Origin of the sequence: Methylobacterium oryzae (assembly GCF_036441375.1) — a bacterium.
Taxonomy (GTDB): Bacteria; Pseudomonadota; Alphaproteobacteria; order Rhizobiales; family Beijerinckiaceae; genus Methylobacterium; species Methylobacterium oryzae_A.
Genome location: NZ_MLCA01000014.1, coordinates 159,591 through 185,002, shown reverse-complemented (window position 1 = coordinate 185,002; position 25,412 = coordinate 159,591). Strand labels below are relative to the sequence as shown.

Annotated in this window: 18 protein-coding genes and 2 pseudogenes; 9 read left to right on the top strand and 11 right to left on the bottom strand. The window is 68.0% G+C overall.

Annotation, left to right across the window (positions count from 1 at the left end; translation table 11 throughout):
- Positions 1-103 precede the first annotated feature (103 nt).
- Both MOTC310_RS24520 and MOTC310_RS24515 read left to right on the top strand, forming a co-directional pair.
- Positions 104-592 carry a sigma factor gene (locus MOTC310_RS24520; protein ID WP_331303657.1) on the top strand — a complete coding sequence of 163 codons (489 nt, stop codon included), beginning with the start codon at positions 104-106 and terminating at the stop codon, positions 590-592.
- A 368-nt stretch (positions 593-960) separates the two neighbouring features.
- Positions 961-1,332 (top strand): hypothetical protein, encoded by a 372-nt coding sequence (locus MOTC310_RS24515; RefSeq protein WP_331292974.1) that lies wholly within the window; start codon positions 961-963, stop codon positions 1,330-1,332.
- 64 nt (positions 1,333-1,396) lie between these two features.
- Here MOTC310_RS24515 and MOTC310_RS24510 read toward each other — a convergent pair whose 3' ends face one another.
- Positions 1,397-2,725, bottom strand: a complete 1,329-nt coding sequence (locus MOTC310_RS24510; protein WP_331303656.1) for an alpha-amylase family protein — start codon at positions 2,723-2,725, stop codon at positions 1,397-1,399.
- Positions 2,726-3,807: 1,082 nt separating this feature from the next.
- Between MOTC310_RS24510 and MOTC310_RS24505 the strand changes: the two genes are divergently transcribed.
- Complete coding sequence (locus tag MOTC310_RS24505) at positions 3,808-4,371, top strand: hypothetical protein (protein ID WP_331303655.1); 564 nt, start codon at positions 3,808-3,810, stop codon at positions 4,369-4,371.
- A 246-nt stretch (positions 4,372-4,617) separates the two neighbouring features.
- On the opposite strand, the gene MOTC310_RS24500 is transcribed toward MOTC310_RS24505, so the two are convergent.
- Both MOTC310_RS24500 and MOTC310_RS24495 read right to left on the bottom strand, forming a co-directional pair.
- Positions 4,618-5,508, bottom strand: coding sequence for a serine protease (locus MOTC310_RS24500; protein ID WP_331303654.1), 891 nt, complete (start codon positions 5,506-5,508; stop codon positions 4,618-4,620).
- The gene (locus MOTC310_RS24495) at positions 5,505-7,247 is read right to left on the bottom strand and encodes a caspase family protein (protein ID WP_331303653.1); all 1,743 of its coding nucleotides are present in this window, start codon (positions 7,245-7,247) and stop codon (positions 5,505-5,507) included. Before MOTC310_RS24495 ends, MOTC310_RS24500 begins: the two co-directional genes overlap by 4 nt.
- A 220-nt stretch (positions 7,248-7,467) precedes the next feature.
- On the opposite strand from MOTC310_RS24495, the gene MOTC310_RS24490 reads away from it, so the two are divergent.
- A complete protein-coding gene (locus MOTC310_RS24490; protein ID WP_331303652.1) occupies positions 7,468-9,324 on the top strand; it encodes a di-heme-cytochrome C peroxidase in 1,857 nt (618 codons plus the stop codon).
- Between the two features lie 65 nt (positions 9,325-9,389).
- On the opposite strand, the gene MOTC310_RS24485 is transcribed toward MOTC310_RS24490, so the two are convergent.
- The 4 genes from MOTC310_RS24485 to MOTC310_RS24470 form a co-directional block, all read right to left on the bottom strand.
- Positions 9,390-9,791, bottom strand: coding sequence for a hypothetical protein (locus tag MOTC310_RS24485; protein ID WP_331303651.1), 402 nt, complete (start codon positions 9,789-9,791; stop codon positions 9,390-9,392).
- Between the two features lie 155 nt (positions 9,792-9,946).
- Positions 9,947-11,515 (bottom strand): tyrosinase family protein, encoded by a 1,569-nt coding sequence (locus MOTC310_RS24480; protein ID WP_331303650.1) that lies wholly within the window; start codon positions 11,513-11,515, stop codon positions 9,947-9,949.
- Between the two features lie 1,674 nt (positions 11,516-13,189).
- Positions 13,190-14,977, bottom strand: a complete 1,788-nt coding sequence (locus MOTC310_RS24475) for a trypsin-like peptidase domain-containing protein (protein ID WP_331303649.1) — start codon at positions 14,975-14,977, stop codon at positions 13,190-13,192.
- Entirely contained in the window at positions 14,977-15,714 is a 738-nt protein-coding gene (locus tag MOTC310_RS24470; RefSeq protein WP_331303648.1) for a M12 family metallopeptidase, read from the bottom strand. Before MOTC310_RS24470 ends, MOTC310_RS24475 begins: the two co-directional genes overlap by 1 nt.
- Before the next feature lie 759 nt (positions 15,715-16,473).
- Between MOTC310_RS24470 and MOTC310_RS24465 the strand changes: the two genes are divergently transcribed.
- Positions 16,474-16,863, top strand: coding sequence for a S8 family serine peptidase (locus tag MOTC310_RS24465; RefSeq protein ID WP_331303647.1), 390 nt, complete (start codon positions 16,474-16,476; stop codon positions 16,861-16,863).
- An 11-nt stretch (positions 16,864-16,874) separates the two neighbouring features.
- A complete protein-coding gene (locus MOTC310_RS24460; RefSeq protein ID WP_331303646.1) occupies positions 16,875-17,711 on the top strand; it encodes a S8 family peptidase in 837 nt (278 codons plus the stop codon).
- On the opposite strand, the gene MOTC310_RS24455 is transcribed toward MOTC310_RS24460, so the two are convergent.
- Entirely contained in the window at positions 17,662-18,609 is a 948-nt protein-coding gene (locus tag MOTC310_RS24455) for an IS110 family RNA-guided transposase (protein ID WP_331303645.1), read from the bottom strand. The two genes, MOTC310_RS24460 and MOTC310_RS24455, sit on opposite strands and share 50 nt — an antisense overlap.
- Before the next feature lie 138 nt (positions 18,610-18,747).
- On the opposite strand from MOTC310_RS24455, the pseudogene MOTC310_RS24450 reads away from it, so the two are divergent.
- A pseudogene (locus MOTC310_RS24450) lies at positions 18,748-19,336 on the top strand (helix-turn-helix domain-containing protein); the annotation flags it as partial.
- Positions 19,337-19,574: 238 nt separating this feature from the next.
- On the opposite strand, the gene MOTC310_RS24445 reads toward MOTC310_RS24450, so the two are convergent.
- Positions 19,575-20,852: an IS110 family RNA-guided transposase gene (locus MOTC310_RS24445; protein WP_331303644.1), complete on the bottom strand. Its 1,278-nt coding sequence runs from the start codon at positions 20,850-20,852 to the stop codon at positions 19,575-19,577.
- 143 nt (positions 20,853-20,995) lie between these two features.
- On the opposite strand from MOTC310_RS24445, the pseudogene MOTC310_RS24440 reads away from it, so the two are divergent.
- A pseudogene (locus MOTC310_RS24440) lies at positions 20,996-21,292 on the top strand (integrase core domain-containing protein); the annotation flags it as partial.
- Positions 21,280-21,933 (top strand): LLM class flavin-dependent oxidoreductase, encoded by a 654-nt coding sequence (locus MOTC310_RS24435; RefSeq protein ID WP_331303643.1) that lies wholly within the window; start codon positions 21,280-21,282, stop codon positions 21,931-21,933. The pseudogene MOTC310_RS24440 and the gene MOTC310_RS24435, both read left to right, overlap by 13 nt.
- Positions 21,934-22,037: 104 nt before the next feature.
- Here the strand turns inward: MOTC310_RS24435 and MOTC310_RS24430 are convergent, their stop codons facing one another.
- On the bottom strand, positions 22,038-23,633 hold the full coding sequence (locus MOTC310_RS24430; RefSeq protein WP_331303642.1) for an ABC transporter ATP-binding protein: 1,596 nt from the start codon (positions 23,631-23,633) through the stop codon (positions 22,038-22,040).
- 72 nt (positions 23,634-23,705) lie between these two features.
- The gene (locus MOTC310_RS24425) at positions 23,706-25,391 is read right to left on the bottom strand and encodes a rhodanese-like domain-containing protein (protein WP_331303641.1); all 1,686 of its coding nucleotides are present in this window, start codon (positions 25,389-25,391) and stop codon (positions 23,706-23,708) included.
- Between the last annotated feature and the right edge of the window lie 21 nt (positions 25,392-25,412).

Sequence of the window (25,412 nt, the reverse complement as noted above, 5' to 3'; positions counted from 1 at the left end):
CCGAAGTTTAATGCTCGCCCCGCCGCGGCGCCGTTCCCGCGCGATCCCGGCGCCTTCACCAGCAGACCTGAGCATGCCGAACGTGCAGGATATTGACCGACCATTGCGTATCACCGCGCAGGACGAGGCCGTGATCTCCGGACCGGGCGCGCAGCCGGGGGCAAGTCTGCGCGGGCATTTTCCAGAAGTTGTAGAACTCGATGCAACCTCGCGTCTAAGGCGCCTGCTCGGCCGGCTGTCGGAGGCGGCGGACGCCGCGGAGGCCGAGGGTCAGGTCCCCGCCGGCTTCGGACCGGCGCTGCTCGCCGCCGTGCCGGATCTGCGCCGCCACGCGCGGGCGCTGACCCGTGACGCCGTCGCGGGTGACATCCAGGGTGACGACCTCGTCCGGCTCACCCTGCTGAAGGCCTGGGAGCGCCGCGCGCAGTTCCGGGCCGGAACCGGGATGCTCGCGTGGCTCGTCACGATCCTGCGCATCCGCTTCGTCAACGGCCGCGTCGCGCGCCGCCTCGCGGTGCCGGCTCCGGAGGACGGACCGGCGGCGCTCCGCGCCCGGCGTGCCGAGCCGGAGAAAAGCGCGGCGTACCAGTAAAGATCTCTCATTCACAGGAAGGCGTTAGGGCCCATATCGCGGTCGTGGAACGCGACGCGGAACGCGCCGAGAGCGCCTCGGCCGCCTGCGGGGTTCCAATCCGTTTTCGAGGTTGTGCCGGGCGGATGGCCCTCTTGCCCGGCACGGCCGCGAGGCCGGGCTCCCGCGCCGCTCCGGGCGCGCGTCCGGCCCGTTGCCCTTCCATCCCCGGCGCGCGGCTCCGGAATGGCCGATCCTGGCCGCCGGTGCGCCAGCCTGCCGGCTCCTGGGTCGACCCGCGCCGTCAGGCTGGCGCACCGGCCCGCGCGACGGGGCTGCCCGGCCCGGATGACCCCCACCCGACACGCGAGATCACCACAGAGGAGACGATGACCCGACTTCGCGCTGCGCGGCTCGCGCCCGCCCTGATCCTCACCGTCTGCACCGCGACGGGAGCCTCCGCGGCCAACCGGTTCGACGGGGCCTGGTCGGTCATCGCCACCGCGGACAGCGGCAGCTGCACGGGGCCCTACAGCTATCCCATCGTCATCCGGGACGGGAACGTGGACGATGCCGGCGGCAACGGCGTCGACGCCTCCGGTCGGGCGGGACCGGACGGCCGGATCACCGGCACGATCCGGAAGGGGCTCGCCACCGTCTCGGTCTCGGGCCGCCTGCGCGGATCCGGCGGGACCGGCCGCTGGTCGCTGTCGGGGCTCGGCGGCTGCGCAGGGCGCTGGACGGCCCGTCGCACCAGCTAGGCCAGAGCGGGGCGGGCGGGGCGGTTCGGTCGGCAACCGGCCGTTGCAGTCCGGTGCGCGACGGTCAGGCAGTCAGGACGGCCCAGCCATGGGCCGGAAGGGTGACGCGGGCGCCGTGGCCGCCGGCCTCCGCGAGATCGCCGCCGCCGATCTCGACCGCCCGGGCCTCCGGTGCCGGCAGCGTCACGGAGGCCTCGGAGAGGTTCAGGGCCAGCAGCGCCCGCGCGGTCCCGTCACCCAGCGCGAGGACGAGCTGCGCGTTGGCGAGGTGCAGAACCCGCGTCCGCGCGCGGTGCAGCCCGGGACGGCGTCGCCGGAAGGCGATGAGATCCTGGTGCAGCCGGTAGATCGGCCAGCCATACGGGGCGAGATCCGCGGGCGTCGGCGGGAAGGCCGGCCGGATGGCGTCGTCGCCGCCGACCCGCTCCTCCTTCACGCCGCGGAAGGCCTGCTCGTCGCCGGCGTAGATCGAGGGCGTCCCGCCGCAGGTCAGCAGGATCGCCAGCGCGTGCGGCAGGTGCCGCGCGTCCGCGAGCCGGCTCGCGATCCGCGTGACGTCGTGGTTGCCCACGAAGGTCAGGGGCACGAACGTGTCGAGGTAGCCGTTGTGCCGGTCCAGGGCGTGGACCAGCTCGAACAGGTTGCGATCGTTGAGGGCGCTCCAGATCGCCTTCCAGAGTTCGTACTGGGTCACCGCATCCAGGCCGCTGTCCTGGACGAAGCGGCCGTAGTCCCCGTGGATCACCTCGCCGACGCAGTAGGCGTCCGGATGCGCGAGGCGGACCTGCCGCAGCACGCGCGCCCAGAAGCGCGGCGGCACCGCGTAGGCCGCGTCCAGCCGCCAGCCGTCGGCGCCGCGGGCGATCCAGTGACTCATGACGGCGGCGACGTGGTCGGCGACCCGCGGCTGGTCGTGGTTGAGCGCGACGAGCTGCCGGTGCCCCTCGAAGCAGGCGTAGTCCGGCTCGATGCCCGGGCCGGAGCCCCGCGGCCAGGACAGCCTGAACCAGCCGGCCTGTTCGGATTCCGGCCCGTGCCGCAGGACGTCCTGGAAGGCCGGATGGGCCCGCCCGACATGATTGAACACCCCGTCGAGCAGGACGCGGAGGCCGCGGGCGCGGGCCGCGGCGATCAGCGCGTCGAAATCGGCCTCGTCGCCCAGGCGCGGATCGATCCGGAAATGGTCGACCGTGTCGTAGCCGTGCGTGGAGGCCGCGAAGATCGGCCCGAGCGCCAGCCCGGACGCGCCGAGCTCGGCCGCGTAGTCGAGCCAGCCGTGCAGATGGGACAGGCGGCGCGTGACCGGCGCGGCCGGCTCGGCCTCCGGGGGCGCCCCGACGAAGCCGAGGGGAAAGACCTGCCACCAGACTGCCTGTTCGATCCAGGACGCCACCCGACCTCCGTCTGTCGCCAACCGGGACCGAACCCCGCTCCGCCGCGATGGTTGCAGGATCGGCCGCAGCCCCGACCGTCGTTTTCCACATCCCGACGAATCGGCCATGTCCGGGGCGCGCGCCTCAGCGGCGCAGGCGCTCGCCGCCACGACGCGGGTCCGCGCGGTGCGGCAATCCCTCGGCCGCCTGGTTCGGGACGTGGCGGCAGGCGCGGTCACGGGCCGCGAGAGACTCGGGATCCGGTATGGAACGGGGGGCGGGGCGCGGGAAGATCTCCGCTGTCCGCCGCTAAGTCCCGGCCGCGACAGCGTTATCGCCGTTGCGCCAGGATACCGATTTGTCACCAGGAAAGCCTGGTGGAGCTGAGGGGACCGTAACCCGGCGATCGATCAAGTGCCTGTTAGGTCTCAAAGACATTCCCTGCCAAGGGCTTGCCGGGATGAGGCGCGGGATGAGCCTGGGATTTTTGGCGGCCCGGATTTAATCTAACCCGCCGCTTGTCGGTCCCGCGCCCGCGGAGTTGCCCTGGGGCCTCGGGAGGCTCGATGCTGGAAGATGCCTGGCGTGGATGGTCGGCGTCGGTGCGAGCTGCTCTGGGCTCGTTTCAACGTGTTCTTGCGACAAGCGGATACAGCCCGTCGAACGTGCCGAGCCTGCGGCGGATAGGGAGGCGTCGTCCGCGCTTCCGGAAGCGCGAATCGTCGTGGCGCCTCGAAGAATCTGGCCCGAAGCGTGTCCCTCGGTGCCACAGGCGCGCCGGCAGGCTTCGAGATCGGGCGCTTGGCCCTCGGCGCCGTCGCGATGGCGCCCCGTTGCCTCGTGCGGCCGATACGAGTCGGCAGAACCCCGCGACCGGTCCCTATTTTAGGCTGAGAGAAACAGAAGCGCTTCGACCGTCCGCGCCCTTACATTGGATTTGACAGTTTAGAAATACTGATAAGATCCATTCTCATTGACGTCGCTATAGGCAAAATAAAATTCATAACCAAAATATTTCCGAATTAAGCGGTCGTATCATCGGAACGGCAAAGGTCGATCGAAGTTTTCTGTCCGCGCTAGCTTCATGCGCGGAGGTCAATCAATGACGAAGAATCAGTTCGCCGGGTTGACCGAAAAGATGACCTTTGAAAATGTCAAGGAGCACCTTAAGAAGTCTCCCTTGGACATGGCTTTATACGGCGTCGGCATCGGCGCGGCAGGCTGGGCGATGGACGCGTATGGTGCCGAGAACGCGCTCCTGATTATCGAGGCGGCCACCGCGGCCGTTGGCCTGCCTCTAATTGCCGGCTTGTCGATCCGCTGGGCCTGCAACTGCGCGAGGGGGAGGCGGACCCCATTCGTCGGCGCTTCCGAGTTCAGGTACCTTCGCCGGTTGCTCCAGACCGCCTGCAACGTCTTCGCGTGGTGTGCCTCCAAGCTGGGGCGCCCCGCCGCCGCCGCCGTCGCCCTCCTGCTCGGTGCGATCGTCGGGATGACGCCTGGCGAGGTCGTCAAGACCGCGAACTGGGCGCCGATGACCGCTTTCACGGTGGCATACCCCCCGCCGGTCTGGCAGTCGGCGACCGCCCACGTCGAACCGTTCAGCGACTACGGCCGTAGTGCGAAGGCGGCGATCAACATGCAGCCGGACTATCCCAGGGACTGAGCCTGGGGGGGCGAGGCGTCCGCCCACGTGGCCCGCTTCGGTCGGGTAGGCGGGCCTGGGCTGCAGCGCGTTGGGTTGGGAGGGCTTGGGATGGGGACTGTAGAAACGGACGACCTCAAGCGATGGGCCAAGGCGATCGTATCAGAGGTGGAGCCCGACGATGTCTTCGTCGTCGGCCCCGATGGATTCGGCCGTCACGGTGTCCTCGCGGTCGATCCCGCTGCATGGCGTGGGAGAAGGTCCCGCTCACGGGCACGCACCGTTCTGCGCAACGCAGGCCCGGATCCAGTCCGCGTATTGCGAGACACGCGTGTACACGCCGTAGCGACCCGGCCGCGCGCAGCCTTCGCCCCAGCTGACGATCCCGGCTAGGACCGCCGCCCCGTCGACGCCCCGCTGAACGAGCGGGCCGCCGCTGTCGCCCTGGCAGGAATCCTGCCCACCGGCCGCGCGGCCGGCGCAGATCATGTTCTCGGTTACACGGCCGTCGTAACTGAGGAAATCGTTGCAGACCGCACGCGGAACGAAGGGGACGTCGACCTTCTGGAGCTGGGCCACAGTCGCGCCGCCCTCCGTCGTCGCGCCCCACCCCGAAACGCTCAGGATGCGGTCCTTCGTAAGGATCCTCGCCTCGTCGGCGGGCGCGAGAAGCGCGATCGGCCGTGCGGCCTGCCCGAGCTCGAGCGGAGCCGCCAGTTCGATCAACGCGACGTCGTTGTCCTTACTGGCGTCGTCGTATCCCTGGTGCACGACCAGCCTCGAAACCGGCAGGCGGACCGTCGTCGGCGTCAGCACGGTGGCGCCAGGCACGACGTCGAGTTCAGCGGTCGTCAGGTTCTTCAGGCAATGGGCAGCCGTGACGACCCATCGCTGATCGTAGATCGACCCGCCGCAGAAATGGGCCTGGGAAGGATCCGCGATCCAGGCGATCGAGAGCGACACCTGCCACGGGAACTCGCCCGGCGACGCCGGCTGGCCGTTTACGATCTTGGGTTGCTGCCCGCGCAGGTGGCGCAGCGCTGCGTCGTCGAAATCCGGATTGCGCCTCTGGAAACTGCTCTCGCTCACCGGGCCATCGGTTGCGTTGGCCGCCCCCACCGCGACGGTGACTGCCAGGAATGCCGCACGTCGTCTCATTGAGCGCCCCTCTTGCCGAACACGCGCACGCGGATGCCGGCATCCGACGCGCCTTCGCTCGTGGTGATGATGTCGCGCGAGATGCCCTGCCGGGACAGGACCGACTTGACGAAGACAGCCTGCAGCCCGTTCAGCGCGTCCGCGCCTGGCTGCGCATCCCTCGGGGTCGCGATCGAGACCCAGGTCACGGTGGTGCCGGCCGCCTGCAGTCGCTTGAGCGCCTCCACCAGCGGCGCGTCGTCGACGATCGATCGCACCCCGTCGGGTCTCGGTTGCAGCGTAACCTCCAGCCTCGGCGTCCCGACCTCGATCGGCGCGAGGCCGGTCGCCTTCTGCTCGACGAAGAAGGAGGTATCGCCCTTGTCCGTGCGGGCATGCAGCCAGTTGGTCTTGCTGGCCCTGTCGAAGGCGAGCCCGTCGATCGTGACAGCCGTGCCCTGCGGCAACGTCCGGGTGACGGGCGCATCGGCGGTCGGGAAGGCGCGCGCCTCCACGCGATCGACGGTCACCGCGCCGCCGAGCCGGTTCAGGCTTCGCGCGCTGGCGAGGGTCGGATCGCCGGAGCGGGCCACGGCGATCATAGCCGTCTCCTCTCGGACGATCCGCGCCGATTCGCCCGCCGCGCCGGCCGGCGGCGTGGAGGCGGCTCCGACCGGAGCCGCGCGGGCGGTCGCCTGCGCGACGAGGGTCCCCCCGATCCGCGGAAGGGCGATGTCCTGACCGGAACTCGTCGTCCACGCGATCTCGGCCGTCGTCGGGGACACTGCGCTCGGCCGCATCTGCGGGGCGTTCGGGTTCCGGGCGAGCCAGTCGCGCGCCGCGGCGCCGTAGGGGCCGGTCCCGTAGATCTCCAGGAAGCGCGTCACCGCGAACTGCGTGCCTTCCTCGAGCACCGAGTTCCAGAGCCTCCTCTCCTCGCCGAGGATCTGGGCCGTCGGCTTGAAGAAGAACTGCGCCGACGAGGAACCGGACGTCCAGGGGACTTGGCCATGGCCCGTCTTGAACATCACCGCGATGCGGACCTCCCTCAGGATGCGTTCAAGGTCGTACCCCTCCGTCGGGATGTTGGCCGCCAGCGCGTCGGTGTAGGGGCTGAGGCCGCCGGTGCTGCTGCCGATCGAGGTCGCGCCGAGGGCCGAGGAAAACCAGTACACGGTGCTCGCGACCCGTGCCCTCGGCTCCGCAAGCCCCTTCGAGACGGCCGCATCGTCCCGATTGCCCGTTTCGACCTTGAAGTTCGGGATGTTGCGGCAGGCGTCGAGGATCATCAGCACGAGCCCGGGGCGGCGGTCTGTGGCCTGGATCTCGATCCCGGTCGTCGAGATGAACGTGCCTACGATGTCGTTGCTGCTGACCTTCAAATCGAAGTCCAACGGAGTGATGTAGTTCTCGCCTCCGTAAGCAAATCCGTGGCCTGAAAAATAAAATACCACTACATCACCTTCCTTTATCTTGGACATGAACGGGCGCAGATAGTTCTCGGTGAGGTCGCCACGCGTCAGGAAGTCCTTGACGGTCGTAACGGCGAAGTCGAGGCCCTTGAGGATCTCGGTCATCTTGTCGGCATCGAGGGCCGAGCCGGGCAGCTGCGTCGTGTGAAGGTATGCGCTGTTGCCGACGACGAGGGCGAGCCGCCGCGGCGGAGCCTCGGCCATGAAGTCCGGCGCCGGCTCGGAGAGGGCCCGCCCGACGATGAGGAGCGGAAGGGCCATGAGAAGCATGGTGAGGAAGCGGTTCATCGCAAGGCGCCGATTCGATTCCACTCAATTCGCGCTTCTGTCTCCGCGCGGATGTTATTGATCGCCGCTGCGCGCGCAACGATTGGATGGATAGACTTCGGAATTTTTCCAAGATCGGGGTCTAAACAGAGCGTCGGTCCGCGATTCCGGTTGCGGTCCGGCCGTCGAGCTGGTGAACTGCAGGGGTGTCGCCGGGATGGGCAACAGGGAGGCCATCACCATGCGCCCGCTCGCTTGCATGCCGTGGGTCTTCGCCCTCGTCCTTTGGGTGGCGCCTGTAGCCGGCCCGTCGGCCCGGTCCGAGTCCGGGATCGTCTACCTGGAGCAGAACTGGAGCCGGGGCGAACGGGAGTGGTGGTATTCGGCCAGGCAAGGCTCGCGGATGCTGCCCTGGGCGTGGGCGCGGGCGCTGGAACTGCCCGGCGGCCGGCGCAAGTTCCTCGATCCCGAATACATGGCGGGTCTCGGCTATCCCGCCAACCCGGCTTCCGAAGACGGCCTGCCGATCGGCTTCGTCGTCGATCAGGTCGCGGAGGACGGCCTCTTCCGAAAGCTCTGCCGCTTGGTCGGGCTAGGCTGCGGCCAGACCGTGGAGAACACCCCGCATCTCGGGCTGACCTGCTCGGCGTGCCATACGGCGCAGCTCAGCTACGGCGGCAGGACCTACGAGATCGAGGGTGCCCCGACGCTCGCCGACTTCCAGGCCATGACCGACGCGATGCTCGCCGCGATGCGGGAGACGCGCCGGGACCCGGAGAAATGGGCGCGCTTCTCGGCGGCGGTCGGAGGGGACGGACCCGCGCTCGCCACGGAATTCGACCGGCAGCTCGCATGGTACGATGCGCTCGACCGGAAGAACGGCTCGGCGATGCGCTATGGGCCCGGCCGGCTCGATGCGCAGGGCCATATCCTGAACAAGGTCTCGCTCATCGTCGGCGCGACGGACCAGGTCCCCGGCCTGCCCTCCGACGCACCCGCGAGCTACCCCTTCATCTGGAACGTGCCGCAGCAGGGCCTGATCCAGTGGAACGGGATCGTCCGGAACCAGAAGCCGATCGACATCCGTGGTCAGAAGACGGACTTCGGCGCGCTCGGCCGGAACGTCGGCGAGGTGATCGGCGTGTTCGGCGAGGTGGACGTCCGGCCGGCGCAGGCGCGGGGCTACCCGTCGAGCATAAAGGTCGCGAACCTGATCGAGATGGAGCGGCTTCTGGGGAAGCTGTGGTCGCCCAGGTGGCCGGCACAGTTCCCGCCGATCGACGAGCCACTGCGTGCGAGGGGGGAGGCGATCTACGCCCGGCTGCAATGCGGCGAGTGCCATGCCCCGCTCGCCCCGAACGACACCGCGACGAAGGTCGAGGTCCGCATGGACCCGATCGAACGCCAGGGCACGGACCTCTGGCTCGCCTGCAACACGTTCCTGCACCGTTCCAAGTCCGGCGTGATGGAGGGGCGCAAGTCGGCGACCGCCCCGACCGTTCCGATCGGGGCGGAGGCGGACACGCGCTTCCTCCTGGAAAACGCCGTCGTCGGCACCATCCTGGGCAAGGCCGACGAGATCGCCTCCACGATCGTCGACGACACGGTGTTCGGCGGCTCACGCGAGCGGGCGGAGGCCAAGGCGGCGATCCCCGAGGGCGCGATCCTGCCCGGGGTCACCGATCCCGCGGCCCATGAGCGGGCCCGCCGCTGCCTCGGCGCCTCGAACGACCTGCTGCGCTACAAAGCCCGGCCGCTGAACGGGATCTGGGCCACCGCGCCCTACCTGCACAACGGCTCGGTGCCGACCCTCTACGACCTCCTGCTCCCGTCGACGATGCGCGTCGTGGCCCGGGGATCGGACGGGGCGCCGGCCGGCACCCGGACAAGGCCGACCTCGTTTCCGGTCGGGCAGCGCGAGTTCGATCCGAGGAAGGTCGGCTATGCGACGGCGGCCGCTGGCGCACGCTTCACCCTAGAGACCCAGACCGGCGACGGCGTGCCGATCCTCGGCAACTACAATTCCGGCCATGACTACGGCACCGATCTGCCGGACGACGAGCGGTACGCGCTGGTCGAGTATCTCAAGTCCCTCTGACAGTTCCCGACGGTCCGGGCCGGTGAGGCGGCTGCAGGCGGGTCCGGCGCGCCGTGCGCGCGGCCCTACTCGATCCGGATCGCGGTGATGACCAAGCTCGCCCCGCGCCCGTCTCCCAGGACGGGCTCCAGCCGCACGGTCACGCCCGTGGGTACGCCGCAGCCGACCTGCGCGGGCAAGCCGAACCCGTAGCGCTGCGGGGGGGCTGTGTCGGACGCCGCGAAGGCCGTGTCGGGGAAGACGGCGAAGCGCCCGACCTCCCGGGCGATCCCGCCGCAATCGGCCGATACGACGGCCAACGTCGGACCCGACGGTGATGGCTGGTAGGCCCCGACCTCGAGCACGAGGCGACGTCCCGCGAGGGCGGCGTCCCCCTCGAGCGGGGCCGTGCCAGGATGGTCGATCTCCACGCGCATGGCGACCTCGCCAGCCTCAGACCCGCCGATGGCCACGACCGAGGCCAGCACTAGGCCGATCGGCGCTCCCCACGGTAATCGGATGTCGTGCCACCGGCGAGACGCCCGAAGTCGAGCCCGGGTCCGTCGCATGGTCAAGGGATCCCGCGATCGTCCGTCACGCTGCCGCGGCCGGACGCCGTGTCGGCTCGCCGGTGCACGCTCATTCAGCCCGCAGCCACGGCGACCTCGACGATGGTCGGCCTCGCCGTCCCGACCGGGCCGCCGCCGATCGAGACCGGCAACAGCTGTAGCCGGACCTCGGCCGGCGGCGCGCCGCTCGCGCCGTGCACGCGCTGGATCGCATCCGTGATGTCGAGGACGAACGACGGCGCCACATGCCGCCCGTCCTGCCGCGGCGCGTGCCCGTCCCGGTGCCCGGCGTCGTCCCCGGAACCGTGGTCGAGCACGGCGACGGTACCGACATAGCCCGGCGCCGTGTCCGCCGTGTCCGGGCCGAGGTCTGGCTGGTCGACGAAGACGCGAAAGCTCGTCGTGCTCGGATCGGTGATGGCGACGTCCCGCAGGAACACGAGGGCGCGCGGACCGGTCGCGGCGAGCTCGAGAGATCGGCCCGAATTGACCGCCGCCGTGCCGGATGGCGAGGGCGCGCGCCGCGCGATCGTCGCGATCGCGCCGGCTGGCAACGGCAACGGCAGCGAAAGCGGGGCTGCCGAGGTCGCGGTCGAGGCATTCGCGACCGAGGCGGTCACCACGCCCGGCGTGGCGGCGCGGCCGGTCGGCGGGGCGAGGACGCTGTCCAGCTTCCGCCCGAGGGCGACCGTCCTGGAATCGGGGCCGGCCGCTGCGGACGCGACCGTCCTCAGGCCGTAACTGTAGCCGAGGGCTTCCGGGTCCTGCAGGTCCGACACCTTGGGAGACCAGAACGAGCCATCGGGATTCCGGAAGTGCTCCGTGAACGTCATCTCGGTCCAGAGGGGCGCGGCCGAGTTCTGGTGGCCCGCAGACCACAGGGCCCAGATCCGGTCGATATTGCAGTGATGCATGAAGAACAACGGGTCGCGCGGCGATTGCCTGGTCGGCATCCAGCCGCCGACGAGATTGTGCACGTTGTTGTGCGGCGTCGCCTCCAAGGTGCCTTGGACGCCGCCGCCGCGGGGGACCCAATCCGGATCGGACGAGTCCTGGAGGGGATTGCGGCTCGTACCGAAGACCTCGTAGGGCGTCGCCCCGAGGATTTCGTCGAGGACGGCCCGCCCGACGATCGAGGACGGCATCGGCCTGTCGGCGGGCCACGTGCGCCGGACGCCGTCGTCATCCACGTGGAGTGGGTTCGGCCTCCCGTCCGGGGTCGCGGGACTGAGGAACACCTCCGGCATCAGCGGGTTCGCGGTCCAGTCCCAGAACGGCATCGCGAAGTCGGGATTGCCCGTGACGGAGCGGACGATGCGCTCGTACATCACGGTGAAGGCGCGATGCCAAGGCAGGAAATACCAATCGCCGTGCGGACAGTACTTGAAACTGCTCGGCCCCCCGTGGATCGAACATAGCCCCACCCAGCTCAGGGGATCGGCCGCAGGCTTCGCCTTGAGGATGCGGACGGCGTCACGGTATGTCTCCAGGATCGGATCGTTCCAGGCGAGCCCCTGGAGCGAGCGCCTCACCGGCACGCCGACGGGCCCCGCGAGCGCGGCGGTGCCCGGAACCTGGCCCGCGAGCAGTCCTGCGCCGACGATGCCGCCGGCCGCGAGCGCACCCCTGCGTGTCACTGCCATGCCTCTGCCCCCTCGCACCGCGCGGCGCTCTCCGGCGCGGGAGGCGGCACCCCGCGCGGATGGCGGCCATGCGCCTCCCGTGATGCGTCGCCTCGGCGGCGCTGCCGGGCGCGAGTGCATCTCGCCGCGCGCAGCCCGCCAATCCGACGTTTACAATGTCGAGGACCGCGTCTCCAAGCATGCTCCGGTCCTCGTGGCCCTGGACGTCACGGCGCAAGGCGAACAGGTCGATCAGGCGCCGGTCGCGCCTGCGCAGCTTGATCTCGTGGCGGAGCGGCCTGAAGCCGCCCGGGACTGGCGACGGAGCCTCGGCAGGGCTCGCGATCGGAAGCGCTCCCTTGCGCACGCTGCTTGGCCCCGGAGGGGGGCAAGCCTGAGAGACCGCGGCCGTCGAGCTCATCTCGGCTTCGCGATTCATCGTCATGCGAACTGCTCCTGAACGCTCGGGCCACGCTCCGCACATCCGAGATCACCCGATTGTACGTGGATGGCGCAACGCTACGCGGATCCGGCCCATGCGGCATCCGCCCGGTCCGTGCTTGGCCGAACGGTCGTGCCGGTCGTCGGCCCGGCTCTCGGGGCTCCCGGCCGTTGCCGGGCGAGCTGCCCGCGGCGGCCGGGCCGCCTCCATCAAGGGCGAGGCCGAGCGCGACCATCGCGAGCCGAGCCCCAAGGATTCGGTGTCAGCCGCTTCTGAACGGCGATCACCGAAACGACCGCCACGTCATTCGTCATCCATCTCATCGCGGGCGGTCATAAGATTCGAAGATCGCTAATTTAGCCTCTATACTTTTAGCATCAATATGTAAGTGTTTTCATTGAAATTGGAATTCTAGCTGGATGCAATAAAAATCAAAACGATCAGTAAGCGCCGGATGAACGAGATCATGATAATTGAATGCGATGACTCGTGGCCTGCTAAGCAGCTCGAATGTATATTGAACGCAAAGCAAGTCAATCGAAGGCCGCATTGGTCGACGCGACCGCAAGTGCACGGCAACCCGATCTCCGCAAGGCCCGCTCGACGTGTGGTGGCCCTTCGGGACCGTCCCGGAGCGGAGAGGCCTGCACAACTGCCCGCCACCCTCTTCGGCGACCGCGAGCCTCCCGACTTGGTTCGCCCACAGCCAGCCGGTAAGCCGTCCCGCCTGCCGGCGCGTTAAAGGCCGCGAGGTCCGAGACCTCGAACGCGGCCCTCGGCAGGCGCCGGGCCTTGGAGACGCGCATGGCGAAGCCTGGACGATGAGGCCGGCCACCAGCTTCAGCACCAGGGAGGTCGCCAGCTTCCTACGCCGGCCCGAGACCGTGGTCCCGCTCGGATCTGGGCTTGCACGGCGGCTGGGGGAACAGCCACCCGCGATCACGTTCTTGGGCAAACCGTTCAAGCCGGAGGCAATGGTCTAGACTCTCCGCGCGATGCCGACGATGGGCGTGGCCTCGGCTTTGCCGCATCGGCGCGGAACCGGCGGACGGGCCCGCGCGAGATGGCTGGAGGCAGAGTGCGCGCGCTGGATGCGGCATGGCCCGGCCTGAGTCCCCTCGACCGCCTCCTCCAGGAAGCCGCCGGGCATCCACCCGCGACCGGGACACGATGGCCGTCCACGCACGACGTCGCGTCTCGTCACCATGCGAGCGTCGCCTTCTCAACGCCCGGGAGCGGAGCGTGGTCGACGGCTACGGCTGCCCCTTGCGAAGTTTCCAAAGCTTGACCGTGCCGTCGAAGCAGGCGCTGGCGATGTACTGCCCGTCGGGGGAAAACTTGACTTGGACGACTTGTTCCGGGCCGTGGCCCTCGAAGTAATCCGTTTGCCGCTGACTGCGGGCGTCCCAGACGACGACCTCGCCGTTGATGGACCCCGCACCAATGAGGCCGCCTTCGGCGAAATCGATGGACCACGGAATGCCGGCTTGCCCCGCCCATGGCGCACCGTTCTTGCGGTAGGAAAATGCGAGATCGCCGACGTGCTCGCCGAGCTTCGAGTAGAGTCCCAATCCTCCGTTGAGCGTCAACAGGGCCACCGATTTCCCGTCGGGGCTGAAGGCGGCATCCTTCAAGGAGCCCCCTGGAGCCTTGATCTGAGCGAGCACCGCGCCGGTCTGGGCGGCTATGAGCGCGACTACGTCGGGAGCATACGCCGCCAGGATCGTGGCGGAGGTGGGGTCGACCTTGAGGACATCGACGCGCTTTTCATCATCCAATTCGGTCGCTCGGACCAATCCGGAGGAAAGTTCAATGCGCTCGACCACCCCTAGCCGCCGCGAGTACGCGAAGAAATGCCCGTCCGGCGATAGGGCGGCCGACGCGGAATACCCTGGGGACACCCGCTCCGCTCCTGTCATCCCGTCCCAAAGGGCGAAGCCAGACATCATGCCGGATGTCGCCAGGACGGTGTCGTCGTCGGACCAGGTCGCGCGGTCGTAAAGCTTCGCTGCGCTTCCGATCCGGAATATCCTGCGCCCTGACCGGACATCCCAAACGGAGACGCGGCCGTTCCCGACCGACATCACCCTCTCGCCAGTCGACGAGCCATCGAACGAGACCTGCTCGACGGTGCCGCCATCGCCGACGAGCCTCTGGACCAACTTTCCGTCGGGCACGGACCAGATCGCGATGGCCCCCTGTCGGCCGCCGGTCGCGATTCGACGCCCGTCCTTCGAGAAGGCCACGGCGAACATCGCTGAGCACGAGTTGCCGTCGCAGGATGGATCCCGAAGCGTCGCGATCGAGTCGTCCCTCGCAGGCTTGCCGCTTTTTGCTGCGCGATCGAGACACTCGTCTTCGACGGCCACCTTGCGCAGCATCTCACGAGCCCTGATGACAGGGGTGATGTAGCGAACCGCGGCGACATCCGCGTACCCGCCCTTGACCACGCCCACGACACGGCCATCGCTGCCGTAGACCGGCCCGCCGCTGACCCCTTCGACGAAGTTGACGTTCGCAGACCAGCGGCCTCCGGGCGCGTCGCCGTTTGCCAGCGTCACAGGGAACGGCGTGAACTCCTTGGCACGCGGGAAGCCGAACGCCATGAGAAGCGTTCCGGAAGCGAGATCCTCGGCGTAGCAAAGGGAGGTCGTGGGATAATCGTCGCCTCCGTCCCGGAACTTCAGGACCGCCAAGTCGGCTTGGTCATCTCGGCCGACGGGCTCGAGCGGGACGACCTTTCCGTCGGAGATCGAATGCATTCGACCCGACATTGGGTGCTTTCCTAGCTCAGCCTCGTTCTGCCCCTGCCATTCTCGCACAACGTGCGCCGCAGTCAGGACCAATCCGTGGCTGCTGACGAGGAATCCGGTCGCGCTGTGCGACTCTATCTCGCCAGTCTTATCGTTCGTCACGTCATACGACAGGAAGACGATCGATTTCCTGGCCAGAGCCGAAAGGGACACGGAGTCAAGTTCGGCTCGTGCGTTGGTGCCGACCAAGATCGCAACGCAGACAATGGCGACCAGGAATCTGCGCATTAAGGCCTCCCGTACGCCGCTTGCACGGATACGATATCAAGATCGCTGAGAACGCCCGAGTTGTTGTATGCAGAGTTGCAGTAATTCATGACAGATGAAGGATCGTACGGCGTCAAAAGCGTGCTCCCGCTTTCCCCTTGCGCAGGTTGCAAGCACTCGCCGGGCTTGTCGGGTCGGTTTTGCTCGTGCGCGAAGCCGAGCGCGTGGCCGAATTCATGGACCGCGATCGACTCGATGCAGGATTTCCTTGATTTCTCGTCCGCCGCGCAAGACGGGCTCCAAGTCCGGAAGGTGAAGTTCAGGAGCATGCCCCTCTGCTGGCCGTCGAGCGCGCGGCCCAGCCCGGTCGTATGCGGGCCGTCGTCTGGGCCATCGTCGGCGACGGCGATCCGCAGGCCGCTGCTGCGCGCCGCGCAAGTGCCCCACCCACGGAAGCGGAGCTTGGAATGCCTTTCCCAGGCATCGGTCACCGCAGCCCGTACCCAGCCGCGCTCCGCCTCCTGCTCGCCGCCCGGTAGCTCCCAACACACGAATATGACGGTCGTCCCGTCCGCGAGCGAAGGCCATCGCGCATCACTTTTGAAATAGCCGAAATCCTTGTCGCCGATGGCGATGCGGCCATCGCGCTGGCGGGCGACGTTCTCCTGTGCAGGCGGTCGTCCGCTTGCCGCGATCGACCCGACGATCGCAAGAGCCACCGGCAGCTTCCTGAGGCCCGATCGCATATCGACGCCCAATCGGATCTCCTTTGCAAAAGGCAGGGAGGTCGGAGCACCTCGCAGGCGACGATCGCGGTCGCGAGGACCCGAGCGGCGCACCGTGCAAGGCTCGGTTCAATTTAGCCGGCACGTCCGCGAGCGCAACGTGCGGTCCCCCTCGCGTCCAACACCCCGGGAATAGGCCGGGGCGGCATCTCGGGACGTCATACCCCTGCATCGCCTGACGGCCGAACCGCAATTCATCGTCTTTCAATCGGTAGCTCGGGTCGCTCGTCCGGGCGCCCGCGCGCAGATGGCACCCGGTCTCCGCCGGCTCTGCCACCGCGTCCGCTCGCTGCCCTCCAGAGCCTGGAAATCTGATGTTCAGGCCTATCGGGGCAGTCGTCGGAGCACAATTTTAGATTGCAATCCCGCCTCGAAATCGTTGACGGGCAGCGCTCTTTCCCTCACTATCAATGAAGTAGGGGATTCAACAATGAAGACTGCCCTACAGGGAGGATTGATCTGCCTGCTTATGGCGGTAAACGCTTAAGCGCAGAATAAAATCGAATCAACGCTGACGCGTGAAGCCCAAACCAAGCGATTCGTCCGGGTTCTGGTCGTGACACGGCCGGAGCCGGGCGTTGCAGGTGGGGGCGAATCCTTCTCCAGTGTTACGTCCTACCTTTCCGGAACACTCGGCAATTCCGCCTCGGCGGTCACGTAGATCGGGTCACTGACCATCGCCGCGGCGAGATCGACGCGAGCGCACTCGAAAAGCTCAACTCGGACCCGAACGTGGCGCTGGTGACGAAGGATACGCCTATTCCGCCGACCCTCATGGACAGCGTTCCGCAGATCGGGGCTGCCCGGGCCCACGGGCTCGGACTCGACGGCCACGGCTACGTCGTCGCCGTCCTCGACACGGGGGTCGACGGCGCCCATCCGGCGCTGGCGGGCTCGCTCGCGGCGGAGGCCTGTTTCTCGACGCCTTCCTCAGCGCAGTACAAGCCCCGCTCACTCTGTCCCGGCGGTCACGATGTCTCGCTCGTGCTCGGAGCGGCTCGCGGGTGCCCAGCGAGCATCGAGGGTTGCGAGCACGGGACGCATGTCGCCGGCATCATCGCCGGCCACGACATGAGCTTCGGCGACAAGCGGTTCGAAGGAGTCGTCCCCACGCAAAGATAGTCGCCGTCCAGGTGTTCACGCAGTTCACGGGCGCGGACGAATGCGGCGGCCGCGATACCTGCATCCTGTCCTTCACCTCCGATCAGCTCCGGGCGCTCGACTGGGTATACAAGCAAATCGACAAACACAAGATCGCATCCGTCAACATGAGCCTTGGAAGCGGTTACCACGATGCTCCTTGCGACCGGACGTTGGCACTCACCGAGATGATCGAGCGGTTGAAGGCCAAGGGCGTGGCGACCGTGGTCGCTGCAGGGAACGACCACTACTACGACGGGATCGCGGAACCGGCCTGCATTTCTTCGACGATCTCGGTGGCCGCGGAGAACAAGTTGGGCGCGATCGACGTCGCCTACTCCAACCGGTCTCCCCTCGTGCACTTCGTGGCGCCCGGCACGGACATCGTATCCACCGTGCCCGGCGGCGGCTACAAGACGCTCTCTGGAACTTCAATGGCGGCCCCTCACGTCGCCGCAGCCTTCGCTGCCGTCAGATCCCAAAACCCTGGCCTGACCGTCCAACAGATCGAGGCGAAGCTCGTCGCGAACGGCTCGCTCGTCGAGGACACGACGACCGGCGTTAAGTTCCGGGCGCTCTCGCTCGTCGGTTCAGGGGCAGACCGGATCGACGAGCACCAGATCCTGAACGGCCTGGCCAACCTGTACTTCCGGGATCGGGGCCAGCAGGAGGACCTCGATCGGCAGGTCCATGCAACCCGCGGACGCAGGCCGGATCGGCGCCATGCCGTCGTCCAAGCGGAGCTCGACCGCGAGAAGGACGGAGCGGCTGTGTTGAAGGTCAAGTGGTCAGTGGCCGCCAGGGTGTGCGGTCGCGGACGATGGCATTGAGCGTCACCAGAAGCTTTCGCATCACCGCCACGAGGGCAACCTTCCTTGGTCGGCCACGCTGGGTGAGCCGCTCATAGAAGGGCCGGAAGGAAGAGCCTCGTCGGATCGCGGTCAAGGCAGCCATGTACAGCACACCTCGCACAGAGGTTCGCCCGCCCGCGATAGACCTGCGGCCCCGCATCAGGCCCGAGTCGCGGTTGATCGGGGCGATGCCGACGAGAGCCGCGAACTGGTGGCGCCCAATCGTGCCGAGTTCAGGCAGCTGAGCCAGAAGCGTGCGCGCGGTGACGTCGCCTAATCCGGGGACTGACTTGAGCAATGTCTCTATCTCGCACCAGACCGGAGAGGCTTTGATGGCTTGGCCGATGTCGCGGTCGAGTTCCGACATCTCCCTCTCCAGAAAGGCGATGTGGCGGCTGAGCCTTCGGATCAGCTGCCCGTCGACAGCGTGATCGCGGCGGTTGGTCTCCATGTTGATCATCCCGAGGATCTGCCGCCGCCGGCTCACGAGCTCGGCGAAGTGGCGTCGCTCCGGTTCCGGCAGGGGTCTAGCCGGCGGTCTCATGCGCTCGGCAAAGAGGGCGATCACCTCAGCGTCGAGCGTGTCGGTCTTGGCCAGGCGGCCCATGGCTCTGGCGAAGTCGCGGATCTGGCGCGGGTTGACGATGCAGAGCGGCAGTCCGGCCGCGGCGAGCGCGGCAGCGACGCTCGCCTCGAAGCCGCCGGTGGCTTCCAGGACGACGAGGGCAACCGGGCGGTTGCCGAAGCGGCGCGCGAGGGCCTCGAACCCCTTCACATCCCGAGGGACATGGAAGTCCTCGTCCGCGGGTCTGAGGTGAACGTCGAGACGATCCTTGGACACGTCGATACCGACGAAGAGGGTGGGTTGTTTGTCCATGACCCTACCTTGCAAATGCAGGCTTGGGCCCGAGCGGCTGTCCGGGTTCGGGACTGTGGTGGTGAGGGTCGCACCCTGCTCCGTCGCAGGCTTACAGGCCCAAGGCAAACACGGGCTGACCCTCACCCTGTAGCCTCGCTGGCTTCACACCAGCTGGCAACTCAGAGATACAAGGCAGTCCGTCGCGCGATCCAGCTACGTGAAGAGAGCGTAAGAGCACTGGCCAAGCGCTACGGCGTCAGCCCGACGACGGTGCAGAAGTGGCGCAAACGGACGAGCATTGCGGATGCCCGGATGGGCCCCAAGGAACCGCGCTCCACCGTGCTCACCGTCGAGGAGGAAGCGATCATTGTCGCCTTCCGCCGGCACACCCTGCTGCCGCTTGACGACTGCCTCTATGGCTTGCAGCCGACGATCTCGCACCTGACGCGATCCTCGCTGCATCGCTGCCTGGAACGGCACGGCATCAGCCGAATAACCCGAGATCGAAGGCGACAAACCCAAGAAACAGCGCTTTGCGACCTACGCCATCGGCTACGTCCACATCGACATCGCCGAGGTGAGCACGGCCGAAGGTAAGCTCAGGCTGTTCGTAGCTATTGATCGAACCAGCAAATTTGCCTTCGTGCGGCTCGTGGAGAGCGCCGGCAAGATGGAGGCCGCCCAGTTTCTGCGCTACTTCATCGAGGCGGTGCCTTACCTCATCCACATCGTGCTCACAGACAACGTCCTACGTAGCGAGGAAGGACGGCTGGCCAGGCAACAGGTCTCCGTCCGCGAGCATGCGCCCGCGGTATGTTTGTCGTCAACGTCGATCCAGGCAGCTCCTGCCGATCCGGATGCACTCTCGGCCTGAGCTGCCACAGGATCCAGCCGATGCACGCGGCACCGTGGTCCTCACCGTCCTCAACACGAGATGTCGATCCAGGCAGAAGACCCGAGCATTATCTACAGGGTCGTGGTTCTCACGCCCTCACGGCTCTGCTGAGAGGAGTTCTCCCACCTGGCACCGGCCCCTCGACGAAGGGCCGGTAGTCGGCACCGGTCTTGATGACGGCGTGCACCACGCGCGCCATCTTGGCGGTGATCGCGGTCAGCGCCTTACGCCGCAGGTCGGCATCGTGCCGGTCGCGGGCGATGTAGCGCTCGAACTTGTCGCGGAAGCCGTTCTCCCGCTGCCGGATGGCCACCTGCCCAGCCAAGCAGAGCCTACGCCGGAGCCGGGCGTTGCCGTACTTCGACAGCTTGGTCTGGCCGCGGAAGGTGCCGGATTGCTGGGTGGCCAGATCGAGGCCACAGAACTTCAGGAACTGGCGGTGATGGCCGAAGCGGCGCAGGTCGCCGGCCTCGGCCAGGATGGTCAGGGCGTTGATCGGGCCGATGCCGGGGATGCGGCGCAGCAGCTTGTAGTCGGCGCTGTCGGTCAAGAGGGCGTCGGCCGTGGCCTCGATGGCGTCGCGCTGCTGGATCAGCCCGCGCGCCTCGCCGATGACGAGCCGGAACATGCTCACCGCCGGAGCGTCAGGCGGCACCGGCAGGCCGATCGAGCTGCGGGCCGTCTCGTAGATGTCGCCGAGCAGTTGCGCCTTGGCGACCTTGCGCCCGACGACATCCCAGGCGGAAGCGATGAAGGCCTCCTTGCTCAGCGCGGTGATGCTGGCGGGCGTGGGGAAGCGATCGAGGAAGGCGAAGAACCAGTCCGAGCGGCCGTTGTGGCGGAAGCGGTCGACCTCCGGGAAGTACAGCGGCAGGAAGTGGGTCAGGATCCGATGCAGCACCTCGGTCTTGGCCCGCGAGGCGGCGTCGTGCGTCTTGGACAGTTCCTGCACGTCGTTGATGCCGGCGGCGAGTGGGTCGTGGTACACCTGCGAGGCGCCGATGCGGATCATGTGCAGCATGACCTGGGCGTCCTTCGGGTCGTTCTTGTCCCAGCCGTTGTGCAGGGCCTCGCGGGTGCGGGCGAGCCCTACGGACGAGATCAGGCGCACGGCAAAGCCGGCCTGCAGCAGGCGCCAGGCGATCGGGCGGTGATAGTTGCCGGTGGCCTCGAAGCCGCAAGTCACCGGCTGGCCGAGATCGGCCAGGAGCGCGATCAGGCGGTCGTGCTCGGCACGGGTGTTGAGCACGCTCAACCGGCGTCGTCGGCCGGACCCGGGCACCTCGATGAGGACCTCGTTGCGGGCCTTGGCGACGTCGATGGCTACGAGAACGCCGGCCGGCGGCGTAAGCTGTGGTCTGGTCATGGTCGATCCGTCTCTGGAATGAGGCTTCTAACACCGTCACTCTAGAGACCCGTTGATCGGCCATGACCGCCCAGGGCGACGCGCTGCGCTCAGCATGGCTTCGCGCGCCGCCCCAGAGCCGTCGAGCCATCTTCCCGATGTGCCACGGCTCCGCCTTCACGGCCGCCGAGACGCTGTCCTTCGCGGCAGCCCTAAACCTCGTGCCCTGCTTCACGCCGGTGCGCTCGCCCGAGAGCAACGGGGTGAGCGAGGCGTTCGTGAAGACGCTCAAGCGCGACAATGCCCGCGTCCAACCCCGGCCCGACGCCAACACGGTCCTGGCGCGGATCGGCGCCTGGATCACCGACTACAACGAACACCATCCCCATCGTGGGCTCGGCATGCGCTCGCCGCGCGAGCTCATCCGTGCTCAAATGCAACCAGCCCCGTGTCCGGTTTGATGGGGGCAACTCCATCAACTAAGGCGGCGGCCGCCAAGGCTGTCCGGGGCATTCGCGAGGCGGCGCAGGCGGCCGGGCGCGACCCCCACGACATCCAAACCTTCCTCGGCGCCACGCTGATCGTCGCGCCGACGGGCGCAGAGGCCCGGGACCTGCGCGACGAGTACCGCGGCTATCTCGACGCCGCCGGCCAGCTCGCCCTCGTCTCCGGCTGGACGGGGATCGATCTCGCCGCTCTTGGCCTGGACGATCCCCTGCCATTCGTCAAAACGAACGCGATTCAGTCGACGGTGAAGCATCTCGCCGGCGATGCCGCGCAGCCGACGCGGGTGCGCGACCTCCTAGATTTCACCCCCGCCGGGGCACGGGCCCCGGTGATCGTCGGCTCGCCCGTAGAGGTGGTGGACGAACTTCTCGCCTGGGTGGCTGAGACCGATGTCGACGGCTTCAACCTCGTGCGCACGGTGATGCCGGAGTCACTCGATGCGATCGTTGATCTCGTCGTCCCCGAATTGCAGAATCGAGGCGCCTTCAAGACCGCCTATGGCGAGGGCACGTTGCGCGAGAAGCTCTTCCCTGGCCGATCATCCCGGCTGAGCCGAACGCATACAGGGGCCGGTTATCGTGCGGGTGCATCGTAACGGAAGAGAAGGTGGCGAGCCTCCCGGCGCCTAACGCCCGTGCGTGCTAGGCTGCGTCGCGATCTTTGAGGACGGCGGAGGTGATGCCGGAGGCGGCACGACGCCTATGCCCGCCCTCCAGGCACAGCCGACAGGAGCGCCCGCGTATAGGCATGCTCGGGCGAGCGGAAGAGATCGCCCGTCGCCTTCAACTCGACTACTCGTCCCCGATGCATGACGGCGATGCGATCGCTAATCTGCGCCGCGACGCGGAGGTCGTGCGTGACAAACAGGATCGCGAGGCCCAGCTTATCCTGAAGCTCCTGCAGGAGGGCGAGGATCTTCGCCTGGACCGAGACGTCCAGCGCGGAGACTGGCTCGTCCGCGACCAGTATCTCCGGCCTCGAAGCCAGGGCCCGCGCGATCCCAATCCGCTGGCGCTGGCCTCCGGAGAATTCGTGCGGATACCGGTCCGCGACATCTCTCCTCAGGCCGACGAGCTCGAGCAGATCGCCGGCGTCCGACAGCGCTTCGCGCTTTGGCGTACCTTGGGCGATTGGACCGTCTGCGATGGTCCGGCCGATCGTGCGCCGTGGATCGAGCGAGGCGAACGGATCCTGAAACACCATCTGGATGCGCCGCCGTACCGGGCGGAAGCGCGATTGCGACAGGCTGTCGACTGACGTCCCGCCGATCCGGACCGAGCCGCCGTCGGGTTCGGTCAGTCGCACGAGACATCTGCCGACCGTGGACTTGCCCGAACCGGACTCCCCGACGAGGCCGAGGGTCTCGCCGCGTCGGATCTCGAAGGAGACCGCCTCCGCGGCCGTGACGTCCTCGCCCCCACTCAGCAGATGCCGCGAGCGATAGGTTTTGCGAAGTCCCGCGACGGCGATGGCCGGGATTCCGGGAGCTATGTACCGCGGAGCCGGCGGCTCGAGCGAGGGCACCGCCGCGAGCAGCTTCCGCGTGTAGTCGTGGGCGGGTGCAGCGAGCACGTCCGCCGCCCGGCCTGCCTCCACGAGCCTGCCGTGCTGCAGCACGGCGACCCGGTCGGCCACCTCCGCGACCACCCCGAAATCATGGGTGATGAAGAGAACCGCGGTGCCGTGACGCCTCCTCAAGGCGTCCAGCAGCTTCAGGATCTGCGCCTGGGTGGTCACGTCCAACGCGGTCGTCGGCTCGTCGGCGACGATCAGCTTCGGCTCGAGCGCCAGGGCCATGGCGATCATCACTCGCTGCCGCTGGCCGCCGGACAGCTGGTGCGGGTACCGCGAGGCAATGGCGGGCGGATCCGGCAATCCGACCTCCGCGAGCAGCTCCAACGTCCGCCGGCGGCGTCCCGGGGCGTCGTGGACGTCGTGGGCCTCGAACACCTCGGCGATCTGGTCTCCGATCCTCAGGACGGGGTTCAGGGACGTCATCGGCTCCTGGAAGATCATGCCGACGTCGCGGCCGCGCACCGCGCGCATGTCGCGGTCCGAGAGACTGACGAGTTCCCGACCGTCCAGGCGTATCGATCCGGATACCGGGCGCACGTTGGAGGGCAGCAGCCCGATCGCCGCCAGGGCGGTCATGGATTTCCCGGACCCGGATTCGCCCACGACGCAGAGCGTCTCTCCGCGCTCGATCGACAGCGACACGCCTTCGATCGCGTAGGGGCGATCGGCGCTCGGAGGCAGAGCGAGGCTGAGCTTCTCGATCTCGAGTATCGCCGGCATCCAGGATCCTGCGGGAAGACGCCCGTCGCGGGCAGTGCGGTCAATGCCGGAGCGGTCGTCCGGCGCGGAGCGTCAGGCGGCTTGCCCGCCGTCGTCGTCCGGGCGCACGATCCTGAACCGGGCGTCGCCGTCGCGTTCGATCTGCTCGACGAGACCGACCTCCCAGGACAGGTACCCGCGCATGTGCGCCTCCTGATCGGTCGTCCAGTCGTAGGGCTTGTACCAGACGTCCTCGCCGATCCCGATGACGCGGTCCTCCGACCCTTCCTCCAGCGGCAGCTTCGCGGCGATCCAGGCCGCCGTCCCACCGAGCAGGACCCTCGCCTCGCGCCCCCCGACCGCAAGGTCCTCCGCCGCGAAGGTCGCGAGCACCCCGTCCCGCGACGTTAGGACGATCGCGGCGTCGGTCGGCACTTTGCCGAGCAGATCGTGGAACCGGCGGCGGGTCGCGAACCATGCCCCGGGGATGTGGCGCTTTCGGAATTCCAGGCTGTTCTCGACGTCGATCACCACGACGTCGTTCCGGTCGACGAGATCGCGCAGCGTGTGGGGATCGGTCCAGGCCGGGTCCGAGCCTTGCCCGGATTGTACGCGCACTGGCTCCGGTCCGGTTTCGAGTTCTCCTGTTCCCAGGCCGTCGAGGACGTGGACTTCCGGCCATCCGAGCTGCACCAGCCAGGATGCCGTCATAGGGGCGCGGACGCCCTCCCGGTCGACGAGGACGATGCGGGCGTTCAAGGTACCGATGTACAAATCGGTCGACTGGACGAGCTGCCCGCCGGGTGCCGAGCGCGAGCCGGGGAGATGGCCGGAAGCGTATTCCTCCGGGCTGCGGACGTCGAGCACGAACAGGGAGCGCCGGCCGGCTTCGCTGCGGAAGCGCGCGAGATCGGCGTGGGTGATCGTACCGACGCCGGCCCGCGTCGCGAAGGCCCGTGCCTGAGCCTGGGACCGGGCGAGCGCTTCGGCCGAGGGCGGAGGCGCGGTCCGCGTTTCGCCATGGGCCAGAGGAAGGCCGGCGAGGTGCCAACCCATGGTGCCGTCCTTGAGCGCCACCACGCGGTTGCGGACGCCCGCGTTGATCAGCGACTGCGCGCCGATGATGGATCGGGTGCGGCCCGCGCAGCTGACGACGACCAGAGTGTCGGGAGAGCGAACGACCTCGTTCACGCGGTGCACCAGCTCGGCACCCGGGCAGTCCAGGCCGCCCGGAATGGACATGACCCTGAACTCCTCGATCGGGCGGCTGTCCAGGACGACGAGATCCGTCCCCTGCTCGCGCAGCGCCTGGATGTCCCGGGCTTCGAGCCTCGGCGTGCCGAGCTCGTGCTCGACGATCTCGCCGAAGGCCTTGCTGGGGACGTGGACGCCCGAGAACAGCTCGTAGCCCGCTTCCCGCCACGCCTCGATGCCGCCGCGCAGCACCGACACGTCTCGGTACCCCCATCCCGCGAGCTTCTCGGCCGCCCGGTGGACGAGGTCCTCGCGCTCGTCCGTCAGGACGATCCGGGCCGAGCGTCTCGGGACCAGCCGGTCGATGACCAGTTCGAGACGCGACAGCGGTGCCGATGCCGCGAAGAGGAGGTGCTTCTTGGCGAAGACCCCTTCGTCCCGCACGTCCAGAAGCGCGAGTTCCCGCCCGTCGCGGATGGCCGCCTTGACCTCCTGGGCGCCGAGACGCGGCACGGAGGCCACGGGCGCGACCCGGTCGTCGGACGCGTCCGGCCGTGCGTCGGAGGGGTGGATCCGTTCGTCCATGCGAAGCTCCCATTTCTTCGG